This is a genomic window from Streptomyces griseochromogenes (assembly GCF_001542625.1).
GTDB lineage: Bacteria > Actinomycetota > Actinomycetes > Streptomycetales > Streptomycetaceae > Streptomyces > Streptomyces griseochromogenes.
Genome location: NZ_CP016279.1, coordinates 7,702,703 through 7,718,026, shown reverse-complemented (window position 1 = coordinate 7,718,026; position 15,324 = coordinate 7,702,703). Strand labels below are relative to the sequence as shown.

General features: G+C 71.6%; 13 protein-coding genes and 1 riboswitch. Of the genes, 5 read left to right on the top strand and 8 right to left on the bottom strand.

The features are described from left to right. Positions 1 to 100 precede the first annotated feature (100 nt). Positions 101 to 1,453, top strand: a complete 1,353-nt coding sequence (locus AVL59_RS33290) for a DNA polymerase IV (protein WP_067312141.1) — start codon at positions 101 to 103, stop codon at positions 1,451 to 1,453. A gap of 119 nt (positions 1,454 to 1,572) precedes the next feature. Here AVL59_RS33290 and AVL59_RS33285 read toward each other — a convergent pair whose 3' ends face one another. Next, positions 1,573 to 1,941 (bottom strand): PRC-barrel domain-containing protein, encoded by a 369-nt coding sequence (locus AVL59_RS33285; protein ID WP_067312138.1) that lies wholly within the window; start codon positions 1,939 to 1,941, stop codon positions 1,573 to 1,575. Between the two features lie 119 nt (positions 1,942 to 2,060). Next, positions 2,061 to 2,155, top strand: a riboswitch (glycine riboswitch). Between the two features lie 174 nt (positions 2,156 to 2,329). On the opposite strand from AVL59_RS33285, the gene gcvP reads away from it, so the two are divergent. Beyond that, the gene (gene gcvP / locus AVL59_RS33280) at positions 2,330 to 5,215 is read left to right on the top strand and encodes an aminomethyl-transferring glycine dehydrogenase (protein WP_067312135.1); all 2,886 of its coding nucleotides are present in this window, start codon (positions 2,330 to 2,332) and stop codon (positions 5,213 to 5,215) included. A 52-nt stretch (positions 5,216 to 5,267) separates the two neighbouring features. On the opposite strand, the gene AVL59_RS33275 is transcribed toward gcvP, so the two are convergent. The 4 genes from AVL59_RS33275 to modA are packed head-to-tail and all read right to left on the bottom strand — an operon-like array spanning position 5,268 to position 8,528. After that, positions 5,268 to 5,687, bottom strand: coding sequence for a TOBE domain-containing protein (locus AVL59_RS33275; RefSeq protein WP_067312133.1), 420 nt, complete (start codon positions 5,685 to 5,687; stop codon positions 5,268 to 5,270). 28 nt (positions 5,688 to 5,715) lie between these two features. Further along, complete coding sequence (locus AVL59_RS33270; protein WP_067318059.1) at positions 5,716 to 6,807, bottom strand: ABC transporter ATP-binding protein; 1,092 nt, start codon at positions 6,805 to 6,807, stop codon at positions 5,716 to 5,718. Positions 6,808 to 6,864: 57 nt separating this feature from the next. Beyond that, positions 6,865 to 7,713 (bottom strand): molybdate ABC transporter permease subunit, encoded by an 849-nt coding sequence (modB, locus tag AVL59_RS33265; protein ID WP_067312130.1) that lies wholly within the window; start codon positions 7,711 to 7,713, stop codon positions 6,865 to 6,867. Continuing rightward, a complete protein-coding gene (gene modA, locus AVL59_RS33260) occupies positions 7,710 to 8,528 on the bottom strand; it encodes a molybdate ABC transporter substrate-binding protein (RefSeq protein WP_067312128.1) in 819 nt (272 codons plus the stop codon). Before modA ends, modB begins: the two co-directional genes overlap by 4 nt. A gap of 194 nt (positions 8,529 to 8,722) precedes the next feature. Here modA and AVL59_RS33255 point away from each other — a divergent pair, with 194 nt between their 5' ends. Then, positions 8,723 to 9,220, top strand: a complete 498-nt coding sequence (locus AVL59_RS33255) for a molybdopterin-dependent oxidoreductase (RefSeq protein WP_067312126.1) — start codon at positions 8,723 to 8,725, stop codon at positions 9,218 to 9,220. Between the two features lie 237 nt (positions 9,221 to 9,457). After that, entirely contained in the window at positions 9,458 to 11,089 is a 1,632-nt protein-coding gene (locus AVL59_RS33250) for a helix-turn-helix domain-containing protein (RefSeq protein WP_067312124.1), read from the top strand. Positions 11,090 to 11,099: 10 nt separating this feature from the next. On the opposite strand, the gene AVL59_RS33245 is transcribed toward AVL59_RS33250, so the two are convergent. Continuing rightward, positions 11,100 to 11,495 carry a TOBE domain-containing protein gene (locus tag AVL59_RS33245; RefSeq protein WP_067312120.1) on the bottom strand — a complete coding sequence of 132 codons (396 nt, stop codon included), beginning with the start codon at positions 11,493 to 11,495 and terminating at the stop codon, positions 11,100 to 11,102. A gap of 124 nt (positions 11,496 to 11,619) precedes the next feature. On the opposite strand from AVL59_RS33245, the gene AVL59_RS33240 reads away from it, so the two are divergent. After that, positions 11,620 to 12,219, top strand: a complete 600-nt coding sequence (locus AVL59_RS33240; protein ID WP_067312117.1) for a DUF1707 SHOCT-like domain-containing protein — start codon at positions 11,620 to 11,622, stop codon at positions 12,217 to 12,219. 59 nt (positions 12,220 to 12,278) lie between these two features. On the opposite strand, the gene AVL59_RS33235 is transcribed toward AVL59_RS33240, so the two are convergent. Together AVL59_RS33235 and AVL59_RS33230 are read right to left on the bottom strand one after the other, a co-directional pair. Further along, positions 12,279 to 14,231: an APC family permease gene (locus tag AVL59_RS33235; protein ID WP_067312114.1), complete on the bottom strand. Its 1,953-nt coding sequence runs from the start codon at positions 14,229 to 14,231 to the stop codon at positions 12,279 to 12,281. A 504-nt stretch (positions 14,232 to 14,735) separates the two neighbouring features. After that, a complete protein-coding gene (locus AVL59_RS33230; protein ID WP_067312111.1) occupies positions 14,736 to 15,266 on the bottom strand; it encodes a universal stress protein in 531 nt (176 codons plus the stop codon). Positions 15,267 to 15,324: the final 58 nt, after the last annotated feature.

Sequence of the window (15,324 nt, the reverse complement as noted above, 5' to 3'; positions counted from 1 at the left end):
GGGTGCTCGGAGGCCCTCCGAGCACCGGAGCCGCGTTCCGGGCCGTACCGGGCCCTTTCGCGCCGGTCCATTGTCAGTGGCGTGGTGCAGCATCGGAGATGTGAGAAACGCGCCCACGATCCTGCATCTCGACATGGATGCCTTCTACGCCTCGGTGGAGCAGGCATCCAAGCCGAGCCTGCGCGGGAAGGCCGTGATCGTGGGCGGACTCGGACCGCGCGGAGTGGTGGCCACCGCGTCGTACGAGGCACGCGTCTTCGGGGTCCACTCGGCGATGCCGATGGCACAGGCGCGCAGGCTGGCGCCGAACGCCGCGTACCTCGTGCCGCGCTTCGCTCTGTACCGGTCGGTCAGCGAGCAGGTGATGGCGCTGCTGCGGGAGCTGTCACCGCTGGTGGAGCCGCTGAGCCTGGACGAGGCGTTCGTGGACCTGGAGGCCGGGGGAGCGGCCTGGGACGAGGAGTCGGCGCGGCTGACGGGAATCAAGCTGCGCGCGGACATCCGGGCGGTCACGGGACTCACGGGCTCGGTGGGGCTGGCCGCCTCCAAGATGCTCGCGAAGATCGCCTCGGAGGAGGCCAAGCCCGACGGACTCGTGCTCATCGAGCCGGGGACCGAGCGGGGACTGCTGGGGCCCATGCCGGTGCGGACCCTGCCCGGCATCGGCCCGGCCACCGGGGACCATCTGCGGCGCGCCGGGATCACCACGGTCGACGAGCTGGCCGAGGCGGGCGAGGACGAGCTCGTACGGCTGCTGGGCAAGGCGCACGGGCACGGGCTGTACGCGATGGCGCTGGCGCGTGACGACCGGCCCGTGGTGGCCGAGCGGGAGGCCAAGTCGGTGTCGGTCGAGGACACCTACGACGTGGACATCCACGACCGGATCCGGGTAGGTCTGGAGGTCCAGCGGCTCGCGGACCGGTGCGTGCGGCGGCTGCGCGAGGCCGGGCTGTCCGGGCGGACCATCGTGCTGAAGGTGCGAAGATACGACTTCTCGACGCTGACCCGGTCGGAGACGCTCAGAGGCCCCACGGACGACCCCGCGGTGATCCGGGAGGCGGCCGCGCGGCTGCTGGAGTCCGTGGACACCACGGGCGGGGTGCGGCTGCTCGGCGTGGGAGTCTCCGGGCTCGCCGACTACACCCAGGAAGACCTGTTCGCGCAGGCCGCGGGCGAGCAGGGCGCCTTGGCGGAGGCGCCGGAGGAGACCGCGCCCGAGGCCGTGGAGCGCCCGGAGCCCGCGGAGCGGCAGTGGCGTGCCGGGTACGACGTACGGCATGCCGAGTACGGGCACGGCTGGGTGCAGGGCAGCGGCCTCGGGCGAGTCACCGTGCGCTTCGAGACGCCGCAGTCCCCTCCGGGACGCGTACGGACGTTTCTTGTCGATGATCCCGCGCTGGAGCCGGCGGAGCCGCTGCCGCTGGTGCTGGACGGGGTGGACACCGAGGTGTAGGCACGGCATGCCGAGTACGGGCACCCGCTGCCCGTCGGCTGTGCGGGGCGCGGGTCCGGAGTGGTTTCTCGCGCGGTCCCCGCACCCCCAGGGGGTCGACCGGGCAGGGTGTGAGTTCCTCAGCTCTCCTCCGTTCCCGCCAGCTTGCCGAAGTCGTGGTCCGGGGGAGGGGGCGGGGCCACGTCCAGGCCGTAGTGGTGGTAGAGCTGGAGTTCCTGCTCGGGAGAGAGATGGCGGCCCACGCCGAAGTCGGGGGCGTCCTTGATGAGCGCGCGGTCGAAGGGGACCCGTAGGGCACCCTCGATCAGTTCGCTCGGCTCCAGGGGGACGAAGGCGTCCCGGGAGAACAGGCCGGTCCGTATGGCCGCCCACTCCGGCACACCGGTCGCGTCGTCGAGATACACCTCGTCGACCGTGCCGATCTTGGTGCCATTGCGGTCGAACGCCTTGCGGCCGATCAGGTTGCGCGGATCGATGTCGGTCTGCACGGCCCCTCTCCCTCCACTTGGTCGCAACTCATCCGTAAGCACTACAAAAGAGCACAATCAAGGAGGCGGCCACTCGAGGGCTCGGGCGTTGACCTCGCTGGTAGGCTGACAGCGGCTGCTGACCCCGTGCGGGAGAGTCCTCCGACCACTTCGGAGGCGCCGAAGGAGCAAATCCTCCCCGGAATCTCTCAGGCTCACGTACCGCACGGACGAGGTCACTCTGGAAAGCAGGGCGGATGTCGACGGCTTCCGCTCTCACCGACGGTGAAAGCCGGGGCCTTCGGGTGCCCGGTGAAGCTCTCAGGTTGAGATGACAGAGGGGGAGGCCGTCGGGGTACCCGCGCCGTGGTGCCCCTCGAAGGTCGTGTCAGACCAGGAGGCCTCCGCAATGACCGCCCATCGCATTCCGCTCTCCGAGCTCGAAGCGGGCATTCCCTTCGAGCAGCGCCACATCGGGCCCGATCAGGAGGCGCGGGCCAAGATGCTCGCGCACGTCGGCTACGGCTCCCTCGACGAGCTGACCGCCGCCGCGGTCCCGGATGTGATCAAGAACGCCGACGCCCTGGACCTGCCGGGCGCCCGCACCGAGGCCGAGGTGATCGCCGAGCTGCGCTCGCTCGCGGACCGCAACCAGGTCCTCGGCTCGATGATCGGCCTCGGCTACTACGGCACCTTCACCCCGCCGGTCGTCCTGCGCAACGTCATGGAGAACCCGGCCTGGTACACGGCCTACACGCCCTACCAGCCGGAGATCTCGCAGGGCCGCCTGGAGGCCCTGCTGAACTTCCAGACCATGGTCGCCGAGCTGACCGGCCTGCCCACCTCCGGCGCCTCCCTGCTGGACGAGGGCACCGCGGCCGCCGAGGCGATGGCGCTGTCCCGGCGCATGGGCAAGAACAAGAAGGGCCTGTTCCTGGTCGACGCGGACGTGCTGCCGCAGACCATCGCCGTCATCGAGACGCGTGCGGAGCCGACCGGCGTCGAGGTCGTCGTCGCCGACCTCAGCGAGGGCATCCCGGCCGACATCGCCGCGCGCGAGATCAACGGCGTGCTGATCCAGTACCCGGGCGCCTCCGGTGCCGTACGCGACATCAAGCCGGTCGTCGAGCAGGCGCACGAGCTGGGCGCCCTCGTCACCGTCGCCGCCGACCTGCTCGCGCTCACCCTGCTGACCTCGCCGGGCGAGCTGGGCGCGGACATCGCCATCGGCACCACCCAGCGCTTCGGCGTCCCGATGGGCTTCGGCGGGCCGCACGCGGGCTACATGGCGGTGCACGAGAAGTTCGCGCGCAGCCTGCCCGGCCGTCTCGTCGGCGTGTCCGTCGACGCCGACGGGCACAAGGCCTACCGCCTCGCGCTGCAGACCCGTGAGCAGCACATCCGCCGCGAGAAGGCCACCAGCAACATCTGCACCGCTCAGGTGCTGCTCGCCGTGATGGCCGGCATGTACGCCGTCTACCACGGCCCCGAGGGCCTGCGCACCATCGCCCGCCGCACCCACCGCTACGCCACGATCCTCGCCGAGGGTCTGCAGGCCGGCGGTGTCGAGATCGTCCACGGCGCCTACTTCGACACCCTCACCGCCCGCGTGCCCGGCAGGGCCGCCGAGGTCGTCGCCGCAGCCCGGGCGGGCGGAGTCAACCTGCGTGGGGTCGACGCCGACCACGTCTCCCTCGCCTGCGACGAGACCACGAACCGGGCCCAGCTGGACGCCGTCTTCTCCGCCTTCGGAGTCGCCGGCGACATCGAGGCGCTGGACGCGGCCGCCGGGGAGGCGCTGCCCGCGGCGCTGCTGCGCACCGACGACTACCTGACCCACCCGGTCTTCCACGACCACCGCTCCGAGACCGCGATGCTGCGCTACCTGCGCAAGCTGGCCGACCGCGACTACGCGCTCGACCGGGGCATGATCCCGCTGGGCTCCTGCACCATGAAGCTCAACGCGACCACGGAGATGGAGCCGGTCACCTGGCCCGAGTTCGGCCAGCTCCACCCGTTCGCGCCCGCCGAGCAGGCCGAGGGCTACCTCACGCTCATCCACGAGCTGGAGGAACGTCTCGCCGAGGTCACCGGCTACGACAAGGTCTCGCTCCAGCCGAACGCCGGTTCGCAGGGCGAGCTGGCCGGTCTGCTGGCCGTGCGCGGCTACCACCGGGGCAACGGCGACGAGCAGCGGACCGTGTGCCTGATCCCGTCCTCCGCGCACGGAACCAACGCCGCCAGCGCCGTGATGGCCGGCATGAAGGTCGTCGTCGTGAAGACCGCCGAGGACGGCGAGATCGACGTCGAGGACCTGCGGGCCAAGATCGAGCAGTACCGCGACGAGCTGGCGGTGCTGATGATCACCTACCCGTCGACGCACGGCGTCTTCGAGGAGCACGTCGCCGACATCTGTGCCCAGGTCCACGAGGCGGGCGGCCAGGTGTACGTCGACGGCGCCAACCTCAACGCCCTGGTGGGCCTCGCCAAGCCCGGCCACTTCGGCGGTGACGTCTCGCACCTGAACCTGCACAAGACCTTCTGCATCCCGCACGGCGGCGGCGGTCCCGGCGTCGGCCCGGTCGCGGTCCGCGCGCACCTGGCGCCGTACCTGCCCAACCACCCGCTGCAGCCGGCGGCCGGTCCGGAGACGGGCGTTGGCCCGATCTCGGCGGCGCCGTGGGGCAGCGCGGGCATCCTGCCCATCTCGTGGGCGTACGTCCGCCTGATGGGCGGCGAGGGCCTCAAGCGCGCCACGCAGGTGGCCGTGCTCTCCGCGAACTACGTCGCCAAGCGCCTGGAGCCGCACTACCCGGTGCTCTACACCGGTCCCGGCAACCTGGTCGCGCACGAGTGCATCATCGACCTGCGCCCGCTGACCAAGGCGACCGGCGTGAGCGTGGACGATGTCGCCAAGCGGCTCATCGACTACGGCTTCCACGCTCCGACCATGTCCTTCCCGGTGGCCGGCACGCTGATGATCGAGCCGACCGAGTCCGAGGACCTGGCCGAGCTGGACCGTTTCTGCGACGCGATGATCGCCATCCGTGCGGAGATCGAGAAGGTCGGCACCGGCGAGTGGCCCGCCGAGGACAACCCGCTGCGGGGCGCCCCGCACACGGCGGCCGCGCTCGGAGGCGAGTGGGCGCACGCCTACAGCCGTGAGGAGGCCGTCTTCCCGGCCGGGGCCTCGGCCGCCGACAAGTACTGGCCGCCGGTACGCCGTATCGACCAGGCCTTCGGCGACCGTAATCTGGTCTGCTCCTGCCCGCCGCTGGACGCGTACGAGGACTGAGTGCCCTCCTGGTGAGAGCCCCGCCCGTGGTTCGGGCGGGGCTCCGCCTTTTTCACGCCGTCGCCAGCGACACCTCGGTCGACTTGATCAGGGCGATCACGTCTCCGCCCACGAAGAGGCCGAGGTCTTCGGCCGCGTCCCTGGTGATCACCGCCGTGAGTTCGCCGCCGGGCACGGAGATCTTCACGGAGGCCATGGCTCCGCCCTGGACGAGCTGGACGATCGCGCCGGGCAGCTGGTTGCGGATGGACAGACCCTCGACGCCCCTTGAGGCGAGCGCGATCTCCGTCGACTTCACCAGCGCGCGCACGCGGGAATCCGGGGCGAGGCCGAGCTGCTCGACGGCCTCCAGGGTGATGGCCGCCATGAGGTCCTGCCCGCCGTCCAGGCGGATCCTGACCGTGGCCATGACCTCGCCCGGGTGGACCTCGGTGACGGTGCCCGGGAGCTGGTTGCGGATGCTCAGTGTCATGGGCACCCACGGTAGAGCGCGTATCCGTTCAGGCAGGGTATGCATGCGTTTGGGTCGCCTTCACCGTCGCCCAGACAGCTGCGCCCGGGTGCAGGTCCAGCTCGGCCGCGGCGACCGTGGTGAGGTCGGCGGCCAGGGGCAGCTCGCCGGCGAGGTCGGCGCGGATCTGGTCCCCGTGGGTCTCCAGACCCGCGACCTCGCAGCGCCACAGGTTGCGTGCGCTGGCGCCGGTGGGCCGGTCCCGGAAGAGGGTGACGGAGGCCGGCGGGAACGCCACGAAGACCGGGCCGGACAGGTCCTCCGTGGTCGTGATCGAGGGCCCTGCCTCGAGCCGTACCGTGTGCCCCTCGGCCACGCCCCGGTACAGATTGAGGCCGACCAGCTGGGCTATGTAGTCCGTGCGCGGATGGCGGGCGATGTCGGACGGAACGCCCTCCTGGACGACCCGGCCCTGTTCGACGACCACCAGCCGGTCGGCGAGCACCATGGCGTCGAGCGGGTCGTGCGTGACCAGTACGGCGACGGCTTCGAACTCGGCCAGGTGGCGGCGGAGCTGGGCGCGCACCTCCAGCCGGGTGCGGGCGTCAAGGGCCGCGAGGGGTTCGTCCAGGAGCAGCAGCCGGGGCCGGGTGGCGAGCGCCCGGGCGAGCGCGACGCGCTGGGCCTGGCCGCCCGAGAGGCGCCGTGGCTTGGCGCCGGCGTGGTCGGCCAGGCCCATCCGGTCCAGCCAGGCGGCGGCCTGCGCGCGGGCCTCGGCCTTGGAGGAGCCCTGGCAGCGCGGCCCGAAGGCCACGTTGTCCAGGGCGGACAGGTGCGGGAAGAGCAGGTAGTCCTGGAAGACCACACCGACCGGGCGGGACTCGGGCGGGGTGTCTTCCAGGGAGGCGCCGTCCAGCCGCAGATGTCCGTCGGTGAGGGGGACCAGGCCGGCGAGGGCGCGCAGGGCGGTGGTCTTGCCGGCGCCGTTGGGGCCGAGCAGCGCGATGACGTCTCCCGGCGCGGCGGCCAGGGCCACGTCCAGCCGGAAGGAGCCGCGTTCGACGACGAGCCGGGCGTCCAGGCCCTGCTCGCGCACGTCCGCGGGGGCGAGGTGGGCCTTGGGGGCGTCGATGTCGGTCATGGAGAGGGTGTCCTTCGTGGGCACGCGCACAGGGTCGTCTTCCATCCTGGCGTCACCTCAGCTTCCCGTCAGCCACTGGTCCCGCAGCCCCGCCAGCACGGCGATGGACACGGCCAGCAGGACCAGGCTGAGGGAGACGGCGGCCTCGGGGTCGTTCTGCAGGGCGAGGTAGACCGCGAGGGGCATGGTCTGGGTACGGCCGGGGAAGTTGCCCGCGAAGGTGATCGTCGCGCCGAACTCGCCGAGCGCGCGGGCCCAGGCCAGCACGGAGCCCGCGGCGATGCCCGGCGCGATCAGCGGCAGGGTGACCCGGCGGAACGCGGTGAAGCGGGAGGCGCCGAGCGTGGTGGCAGCCTCCTCGAAGCGCGGGTCGGCGGCACGCAGGGTGCCCTCGACACTGATGACCAGGAACGGCATCGCGACGAACGCCTCCGCGATGATGACTCCGGTGGTGGTGAAGGGGAGGGTGATTCCGAACCAGGAGTCGAGCCACTTGCCGATGATCCCGTTGCGGCCCAGGGCGAGCAGCAGGGCCACACCGCCGACCACCGGCGGGAGCACCAGGGGCAGGGTCACCAGGGCGCGGACCAGCCCCCGGCCGGGGAAGTCCGTGCGGGCCAGCAGCCAGGCCAGCGGCACGCCGAGCACGAGGCTCACGGCGGTCGCCGCCGTTGCGCTGACCAGGGACAGCTGCAGCGCCTGCCACACCTCGGTACTGGTCAGCTGCGCCGGCAGACTGCGCCAGGGGGCGCGGACGAGCAGGGCGAGCAGCGGCAGCAGCAGGAACGCCAGGGCGAGCACTCCGGGCAGCAGCAGCGGCAGCGGTGCCCCCACCCGGACGCGGCGGCGCCGCGGCCCACCCGTGCGGGGGCCGGCCGCGGCGCCGGGCTCGTGGAGCGAGGTCACGGCTTGAGGAACCCGGCCTCGGTCAGAACCTTCTGGCCCTCGGCGGACTGGACCAGGGCGATGAACGCCTTGGCGGCCTCGGCGTTCCGGGCGCTCTTCAACAGGGCGATCGGGTAGGCGTTGACGGCCTTGGCCGACTCGGGGAATTCCACGCCCTCCACCTTGTCACCCGCCGCCTTCACATCGGTCTTGTAGACCACCGCGGCGTCGGCCTCCTTCAGCTCCACCTTCGTCAGGGCACCCTTGACGTCCTGCTCGTAGGAGACCGGGGTGAGCTTGAGCTTGCTGGCGTCCAGGGCCTTCTGGGCGGCCGCACCGCAGGGCACGGTCTTGTCGCACAGGACGACCTTCAGACCGGACTTGGTGAGGTCCTTCAGGGAGGCCACCTTGTCGGGGTTGCCCGGCAGGGTGGCGATCTCCAGCTGGTTGCGGACGAAGGTGGCCGGAGTGCCGACCGCGTCGCTCTTGTCCGTGACGATCTTCATCGTCTTGGGGCTGGCGGCGGCGAAGACGTCCGCCGGGGCGCCGCCGGTGATGTTCGCGGCGAGGGTGTCGCTGCCCCCGAAGTTGAAGCTCACCTTGGTGCCCGGGTGCTGCTTCTCGAACTCCTGGCCGAGGGTCGTGAAGCTCTCCTTGAGGGAGGCGGCCGCGAACACGGTGACCGTGCCGGACAGCTTCGGGGAGGCCGAGCCGGACTTGTCCGCCTTGGTCGTCGACGAGTCGTCGGAGGAGGAGCAGGCGCTGAGTGCCATCAGGGCGGCGGCTCCCGCACCGGCCAGCTGCAGCATCCGGGTCCGGCGCACGGAACGGGTCATCACGGATCGACTCCTCGGGTTCTGTGGAACAACTGTCGCGCCCTGGCACGGCCGGGCATCGGCCGTGCGGCGATGATACTGCCGCATCTGCCAGGTGTAAGTCTCCTGTCACATCGCATGAGCTGCGAACTTGTGACTTGTAGCTCGCATGTGCGTTTGTACGGTGCTCTGGCAGGGGTACGGTCCTGCGGGAGGTGGTCGCGGTGACGCTCGCGGAACTGGCCCTGACCGGGGATCTCGTACGACCGGCCCGGCTGACCGTGCCGGATCTGCTCGGCTGGCCGCAGCACCGGGCGGACGTCAGCTTCGAGTGCGCCACCAGCGGCGTCCAGCACCACAGGTTCGCCGGTCCGCGCCTGTACGACGTGCTCGCCGCCGCGGGACCCGGCTTCGACCCGGTCCGGCGCAAGGACCGGCTGCGCTTCCTGATCGCCGTCACCGGCACCGACGGCCATCACGCCCTGTTGTCCTGGGCCGAGATCGACCCCGACTTCGCGCACGCTCCCGTGCTGCTCGCCGTCACGATCGACGGCACCCCCCTGGATGCGGCGGGCCCCCAGCTGGTGCTTCCGCAGGACCGCTGCGGGGCCCGGCACATCAGCGGGATCACGGCGATCCGGGTGGACGGAGGCTACGGCTTCGGCGCTCCGGCACCGGCCGCACCCGGTCGGGCGTCGGCGGCGGCCACCTGAACCGCACCTCGCTCCGGCGCGGCCGGTGACGGCGCAAGACGGCCGTCTCCCCTCCGCCTCACCGGCCCTCGCGTATGTGGAAACTCCGACTCCCCGGCTCCGGTTCTGGATGATCAACCAAGAGGCATTCCACTCCTCTGAGCTTGCATTTACGATGCTTCATCTCGCGCTCACCTTGTGAATGCGAGATGCCAGGTGTTCTGTCCAGCACCTGGCGGCCGTACGAGGAGCCAGCACATGCACGTCGAACACCTCCTGGGAGACGCCTCTTTGGGCCTGCGCCTGCTGTGGGCGGAGGACGTCCTCCTCAGGCGCGAGATCAGCGGTGTGACCGTGACGGACCTGGAGGACCCGGCCCGGTTCGTACGGTCCGGCGAGGTCGTGCTCAGCGGGCTGGTGTGGTGGTCGCCGGACGGCGGCCCGGGCAAAGCGGAACGGTTCGTCGCCGCGCTCAAGGGAGCGGGGGCCGCGGCGCTGCTCGCGGGGGAGGAGACGCACGGGAGCGTGCCGGACGACCTGGTCGAGGCCTGTGTCCGGCACGGGGTGCCGGTGGCGGGGGTGCCGGCGCACGTCATGTTCCGGGCGATCACCGACACGGTGTACCTGCGCCAGTGGGGCGAGTTGAGCCGTCGGCCCGCGCTGCTTCAGCACGCGCTGCCGGAGCACGTGCGGGTACGGCTGAGCCGGCTCCTCTCCCAGGAGGCCGGGCCCGACGCTCTCCTCACCGCTGCCTTCGCCCACCTCGACCGCGTCGTCGCCCATGTGTTCACGCCCTCGGGCCGGACCGTGGCGGCCACCCCGGGCGCGCCGGGTGTCGCGGCGCGGGACGCGGTCGCGCTCATGGCGGACGGCACCGGGGTGACCGTGCCCGTCGAGTCCGACAGCGCCTCTCCCTACGCGCGCTGGCTGCTCCATCTGCGCGACCCCGACAGCGCGCCGCCGCGCATGCTGCACGAGGTCGCCGCGGTCCTGAGCCAGTGCCAGGAGGCTGCGGCCCGGCGCAGGCCGGCCGAGCGCCGGGCGGGGGACCAGCTGGGCACACTGCTCGCCACGCCGCATCCGGGGGCCGGGGCGGTGGAGGCCGCGCTACGGCGGTGCGGGATGCCGGAGACCGGGCCGTACCGGGTGGTCGTCGCCGATGCCGGGCCGCGGCGGCCGGGGGTTTCCGAGACGGCGCTGGCGGAGCTGGCCGGGCATGTGGCGGCCGGGGCCGCCGGGAGCGGCACGGCGGGAAGCGCGGAGACGGCCGGGACGGGTTCGAACGGGAGCGAGGCCGCACGGGCCGCGGCGAGCGGCGTGGGGGATGCCGTGCACTGCGTGGCGGGGGCGGCGGCCGTGGGGCTGCTGCCCGACGGGTGCGCGTTCGCGGTGCTGGCCGGTGGTCCCGACGGCCTCCTGGGCGAGGTCTGGCCCCTGGTCGCCGCCTGCGCGCCGGATGTGGCCCTGCACGGCGGCACCGGGGCACACGCGACCGGTCCCGAGGGGCTCGGCGGAGCGCTGGCCCAGGCCCGCTACGCGCTCACCTCGGCCCGTACCACCGCGCCGGACGCCTCCCGCCTCGTCGACGCCACCGCCCTCACCGGTCTCGACGCCCTGCTCACCGGTGTGCCGGCCGATGTCCGCGCCGCCTACAGCCGTACCGTCCTCGGCCCGCTGCTGGAGAGCGACCGCGCCGCCACCGCCGTACTGCTGAGCACCCTGGAGACGTTCCTCGCCTGCGACGGGTCGTGGGCGCGTACCGCACAGGCCCTGCACCTGCACGTCAACACCGTGCACTACCGGATCCAGCGCATCGAGCACTTCACCGGGCGCGACCTGTCCCGGCTGAGCGACCGGCTCGACCTGTGGGCCGCGCTGCTGTGCCGATGAGGGCGCCGGGTCAGACGCGGTCGATGTGCACGTTGGTGGACTTCACGCGCGCGGTGGCCTCCATGCCGACCTCCAGGCCCAGTTCCTCCACGGCCTCCCGGGTCAGCAACGAGACCAGCCGGTGCGGGCCCGCCTGGATCTCCACCTGGGCGGCGACGTCACCGAGCTTGATCGCGGTGACGATCCCCGGGAAGGCATTGCGGACCGAGGTGTAGGAGGCGTCCTCCTCGCCGCTGCCCCCCTTGGCCAGTTCGACCGAGAACGCGGCGAGGTCCTTGCCGTCGATGAGCCGCCGCCCGGCCTCGTCGCGATGGGTGGCCATCCGGCCGGCGTCGGCCCAGCGCCGGGCGGTGTCCGGGCTCACGCCGAGAAGCCGCGCCGCCTGGCCGATCGTGTAGGACTGCATGCCGGTCACGATAGGGCCACGGCGCGGGAACCGCGGACACGGGGTTGGCCGTTGTGTATATCGCGATATAGCTTTAGTGCGCGATGGTGGATCCCTGCGGGGGCGTCTTGATCGGGGTGAGGGTATGTCGGCCGAGCTGATGCGTACGGAGGAGCCGTCCGCGCTGCGGGCCTCGGACGCGGACCGGGACCGCGTGGTGGACGTGCTGACCGCCGCCGTGGGAGACGGCCGGCTCACCACGGAGGAGCACGAGGAGCGGATGGCGGCTGCCCTGTCCGCGCGCACGCTCGGCGATCTGGCCCCGCTGACGGCCGACCTGCCGAGTGAAGCTGCCGGGCTCGCCCCGGTGAAGGACGTCGTCCGTATCGAGCAGCAGTCCTCCTCGACCACGCGCGGCGAAGGGTGGTCGGTGCCCCGCCGGATGGAGATCCGGTCGACCTGGGGCGATGTGACCCTGGACTTCAGCCGGGCGGAGATAGGCCACGACAGCCTCCGCATCGACCTGGACCTGGCGGGCGGCACCCTGCGGCTGATCACCCGTCCCGGCGTGGTCGTGGACAGTGACTCCCTGGTGATCGACTACGGCACGACGAAGGTGCGGCCGGCCCGGGAGCCCGGGACGCCTGTGGTGCTGCGGGTGGAGATACACGGGCGGCTGAGCATGGGCCGGCTGGACGTGCGGCCGTCTCGGCGGCTGTTCGGCGGGAGGGCGGCGAGGGCCTGAGGCGCGTGCCGTCGCCGGGTCCGGGGGCTCCTGTCGTCCCCGGACCGGATGTGTCCGTCTCAGCCGGTGTGCACGCGCGGGCGCCGGTCGCGGTCCGGCTCCGCCTCGCGCAGGACCTCGCGGGTGACCGGGGCGACCTCGCCCTGCCCGAAGAGGAAGAAGCGCAGGAAGTTGGCGAACGGATTGCCCTCGGTCCACTCGAAGTAGATGTGCGGGGTGCAGCCCGTCATGTCCCGGACGTGCAGGAGGAGCGCGGCGAGGGCGTTGGGGATGGAGGCGGACTCCACGGTCAGGACGCGGTAGCGGTTGTGCAGCACCTCGCCCTGCACGGTCAGGCCCGCCTCGAACTCCGAGGGGTCGGTCACCGTGACCTCGACGAAGACGAAGTCCTCCTGCTCGGGCATCTCGTTGTCGGCCCGGATCTGCTCGATCTTGTCGCGGTACTCGGCCTTGTCGCGCCGGTCGGGCTCGTTGGCGATGAACCGCATCTTGCGGCTGGCCATGTCCCGGACGAATCGCTCCGCCATCGGATCCATCGTCACGTGCGTCACACGCAGCTCGAAGGCGCGGGCCAGCCGGGACATCAGCGAGACCAGAATGATGCCCGCGATGAAGCAGGCACCGATCTTCACACCGTCCGGGCGCTCGATGACGTTCACGACGGTCGTGTAGAGGAACACCACCGAGATGATCGCGAACGTGATGGTCCAGCCGCGCTGCCCCGCCTTGTGGGCGGCGATGGTCACGGCGATCGCCGCGGAGCTGATCAGCACCAGCACACCGGTGGCGTAGGCGCCGCCCTGCGCGTCGACGTCGGCGTCGAAGATCCAGGTGACCAGGAAGGCGACCAGCGTGAAGACGATGACCATCGGGCGGACGGCGCGTGCCCAGTGCGGGGCCATGCCGTAACGGGGCAGATAGCGCGGCATCAGGTTGAGCAGGCCGGCCATGGCGGAGGCACCGGCGAACCACAGGATGGCGATGGTCGAGACGTCGTAGACGGTGCCGAAGGCGTTGCCGAGGTACTCGTGCGCGAGGTAGGCGAGCGCGCGGCCGTTGGCCTGGCCGCCGGTCTTGAACTCGTCCGCCGGGATCAGCAGCGTGGTGATGAAGCTGGTGGTGATCAGGAAGGCGCTCATGATCAGGGCGGCGGTGGTCAGCAGCTTCTTGGTGTCCCGGATCCGGCCGGTCGGAAGCTCCTCGGTGTCACCCGCGTCGCCCTCGACGTGCGGCATGACGGCGACGCCGGTCTCGAAGCCGGACAGGCCCAGGGCGAGTTTCGGGAAGACGATCAGCGCCACGCCGATCATGACGAAGACGTTGCCGTGTTCCGTGGTCAGGGCGCTGGTCCAGTCGGTGATCACATGTCCGGCGGTGATGACGTGGTACAGGCCGACGATCACGACGACGACGTTGAGCGCGAGATAGATGCCGACCAGGGCGACGGCGACACCGATGGCCTCCAGGAAGCCCTTGAGAAACACCGCGCCGAGCAGCGCCACCAGGAACAGGGTGATCACCATCTGGTGGTCGTGGAGCGTGCTGGTGAGGTGCGGGTTCTCCACCAGGTGGGTGGAGGCGTCGGCGGCGGAGAGGGTGATGGTGATCAGGAAGTCGGTGGCCGCGAAGCCCAGCAGCGTCAGCACGAACAGCTTGCCCTGCCAGAAGGACAGCAGCCGCTCCAGCATGGCGATGGAACCCTCGCCGTGCGGGCTCTCCTCGGCGACCCGGCGGTACACCGGAAGCGCGCCCGCCAGGGTGACTATGACGAGCACGATGGTCGCGATCGGCGACAGCAGGCCGGCCGCCAGGGCCGCGATGCCCGGCTGGTAACCGAGGGTCGAGAAGTAGTCGACACCCGTCAGGCACATCACGCGCCACCAGCGCTGGCCCTTGTGAGCGGGCTCCGGTGCGGCCTGGGGTCCGACCTGGCCACCGTGCTTGCCCATGTCGGACAGCCCCTCCAGCATCCAGGACCGCAGGCGACTGGGGGGGTGCTCGGTCGTGACCATCGGCGTGCTCCTGGTGTGCGGCTCAGCTGTTTCCGGCCATCACACGGACGGCGGCACCAGCGTAAGCAGAGAGTGACGCCCAGGCCCACGGATCGGTGGTCCGTGGGCGTCAATCTTGCGTTAAGAATGACCCCGCAGGAGGAGGTGACGCATCAAGAAGCGGAGGCCCGGAAGTCGGCGGGGCGCTTTGGACCGTACGGGGGAGTGGCGGCCGCGGTCTCGGGGACCGGACACCGTGCGTCATCCGGTGCGACGTCTCCATGCTGCACCGGCCGAAGAGGATCCGCAGTTGCGGCGGGAGGCCCTGAAGCCCACTGTTCCGGACCCGATGTCCTGAACACCGTCCATGCCGTCTCGCGGTCGATGCGTCCCGCGGCGCCGACGGTGGGGGACGGGGGAGCGATGAGACGCGGCCGTGCCGCACCCTGACGGGACCCTGACGGCGCACTGCGCCTTCTTGACGCTCGTGCGGCACCAGGGCTGATCATCTCGGCCGCGAGGCCGTCACAGGCCCCGGGTGTCCATGCGCAGATGCCAGGCGTTGCGCCGGTGGACCGCCACGAGGTCGGACTCCAGCGGCGACGGCGGTACGGCGAGCACCGGGCAGACGGCGTGGGTGAGGCAGTGCCGGGCGACCCGGCCGGAGAAGGCGCGTTGCAGTCCGCGCCGGCCGGCGCCCACCACCAGGAGGTCGTCCTCGCGGTCCGCGATCGCCACCAGCGCCCTGCCCGGAGTGCCGCGCACGATGACGGCGTGCATCGGCACGCCCGGGCCGTGCTCGCCGAAGATCTCGTCGAGCACGGACGCCAGCCGCTGCTTGGCGAGCCGCTGCCACTCCTCGATGAGCGGCCCGGCCGTGGGCGAGCGGCGGGCGGTGGCATCCCCGCCGGGCGGCTCCCAGGCCAGCACCGGCCACAGCACGGCTCCCAGACTCCGGGCCAGCGCGGTGGCCCGGCGCAGGGCTGTGACGCTGCCCAGGGACCCGCTCACGCCGACCACCACCCGGGCGGCCGCCGAGGCGTCGTAACCGGACATGACTTCACCGTTCCTCACGGGTGTCAACGGGCCCTTCCCCCGGACGGACCCGTTCGTG

Coding starts and splice junctions, on each gene's coding strand:
- modA (WP_067312128.1), bottom strand. CDS start 8,528: ATGACCCGTTCCGTGCGCCGGACCCGGATGCTGCAGCTGGCCGGTGCG.
- AVL59_RS33240 (WP_067312117.1), top strand. CDS start 11,620: ATGTCGGCCGAGCTGATGCGTACGGAGGAGCCGTCCGCGCTGCGGGCC.
- AVL59_RS33275 (WP_067312133.1), bottom strand. CDS start 5,687: ATGACACTGAGCATCCGCAACCAGCTCCCGGGCACCGTCACCGAGGTC.
- AVL59_RS33245 (WP_067312120.1), bottom strand. CDS start 11,495: ATGCAGTCCTACACGATCGGCCAGGCGGCGCGGCTTCTCGGCGTGAGC.
- AVL59_RS33230 (WP_067312111.1), bottom strand. CDS start 15,266: ATGTCCGGTTACGACGCCTCGGCGGCCGCCCGGGTGGTGGTCGGCGTG.
- AVL59_RS33250 (WP_067312124.1), top strand. CDS start 9,458: ATGCACGTCGAACACCTCCTGGGAGACGCCTCTTTGGGCCTGCGCCTG.
- AVL59_RS33235 (WP_067312114.1), bottom strand. CDS start 14,231: ATGGTCACGACCGAGCACCCCCCCAGTCGCCTGCGGTCCTGGATGCTG.
- AVL59_RS33270 (WP_067318059.1), bottom strand. CDS start 6,807: ATGACCGACATCGACGCCCCCAAGGCCCACCTCGCCCCCGCGGACGTG.
- gcvP (WP_067312135.1), top strand. CDS start 2,330: ATGACCGCCCATCGCATTCCGCTCTCCGAGCTCGAAGCGGGCATTCCC.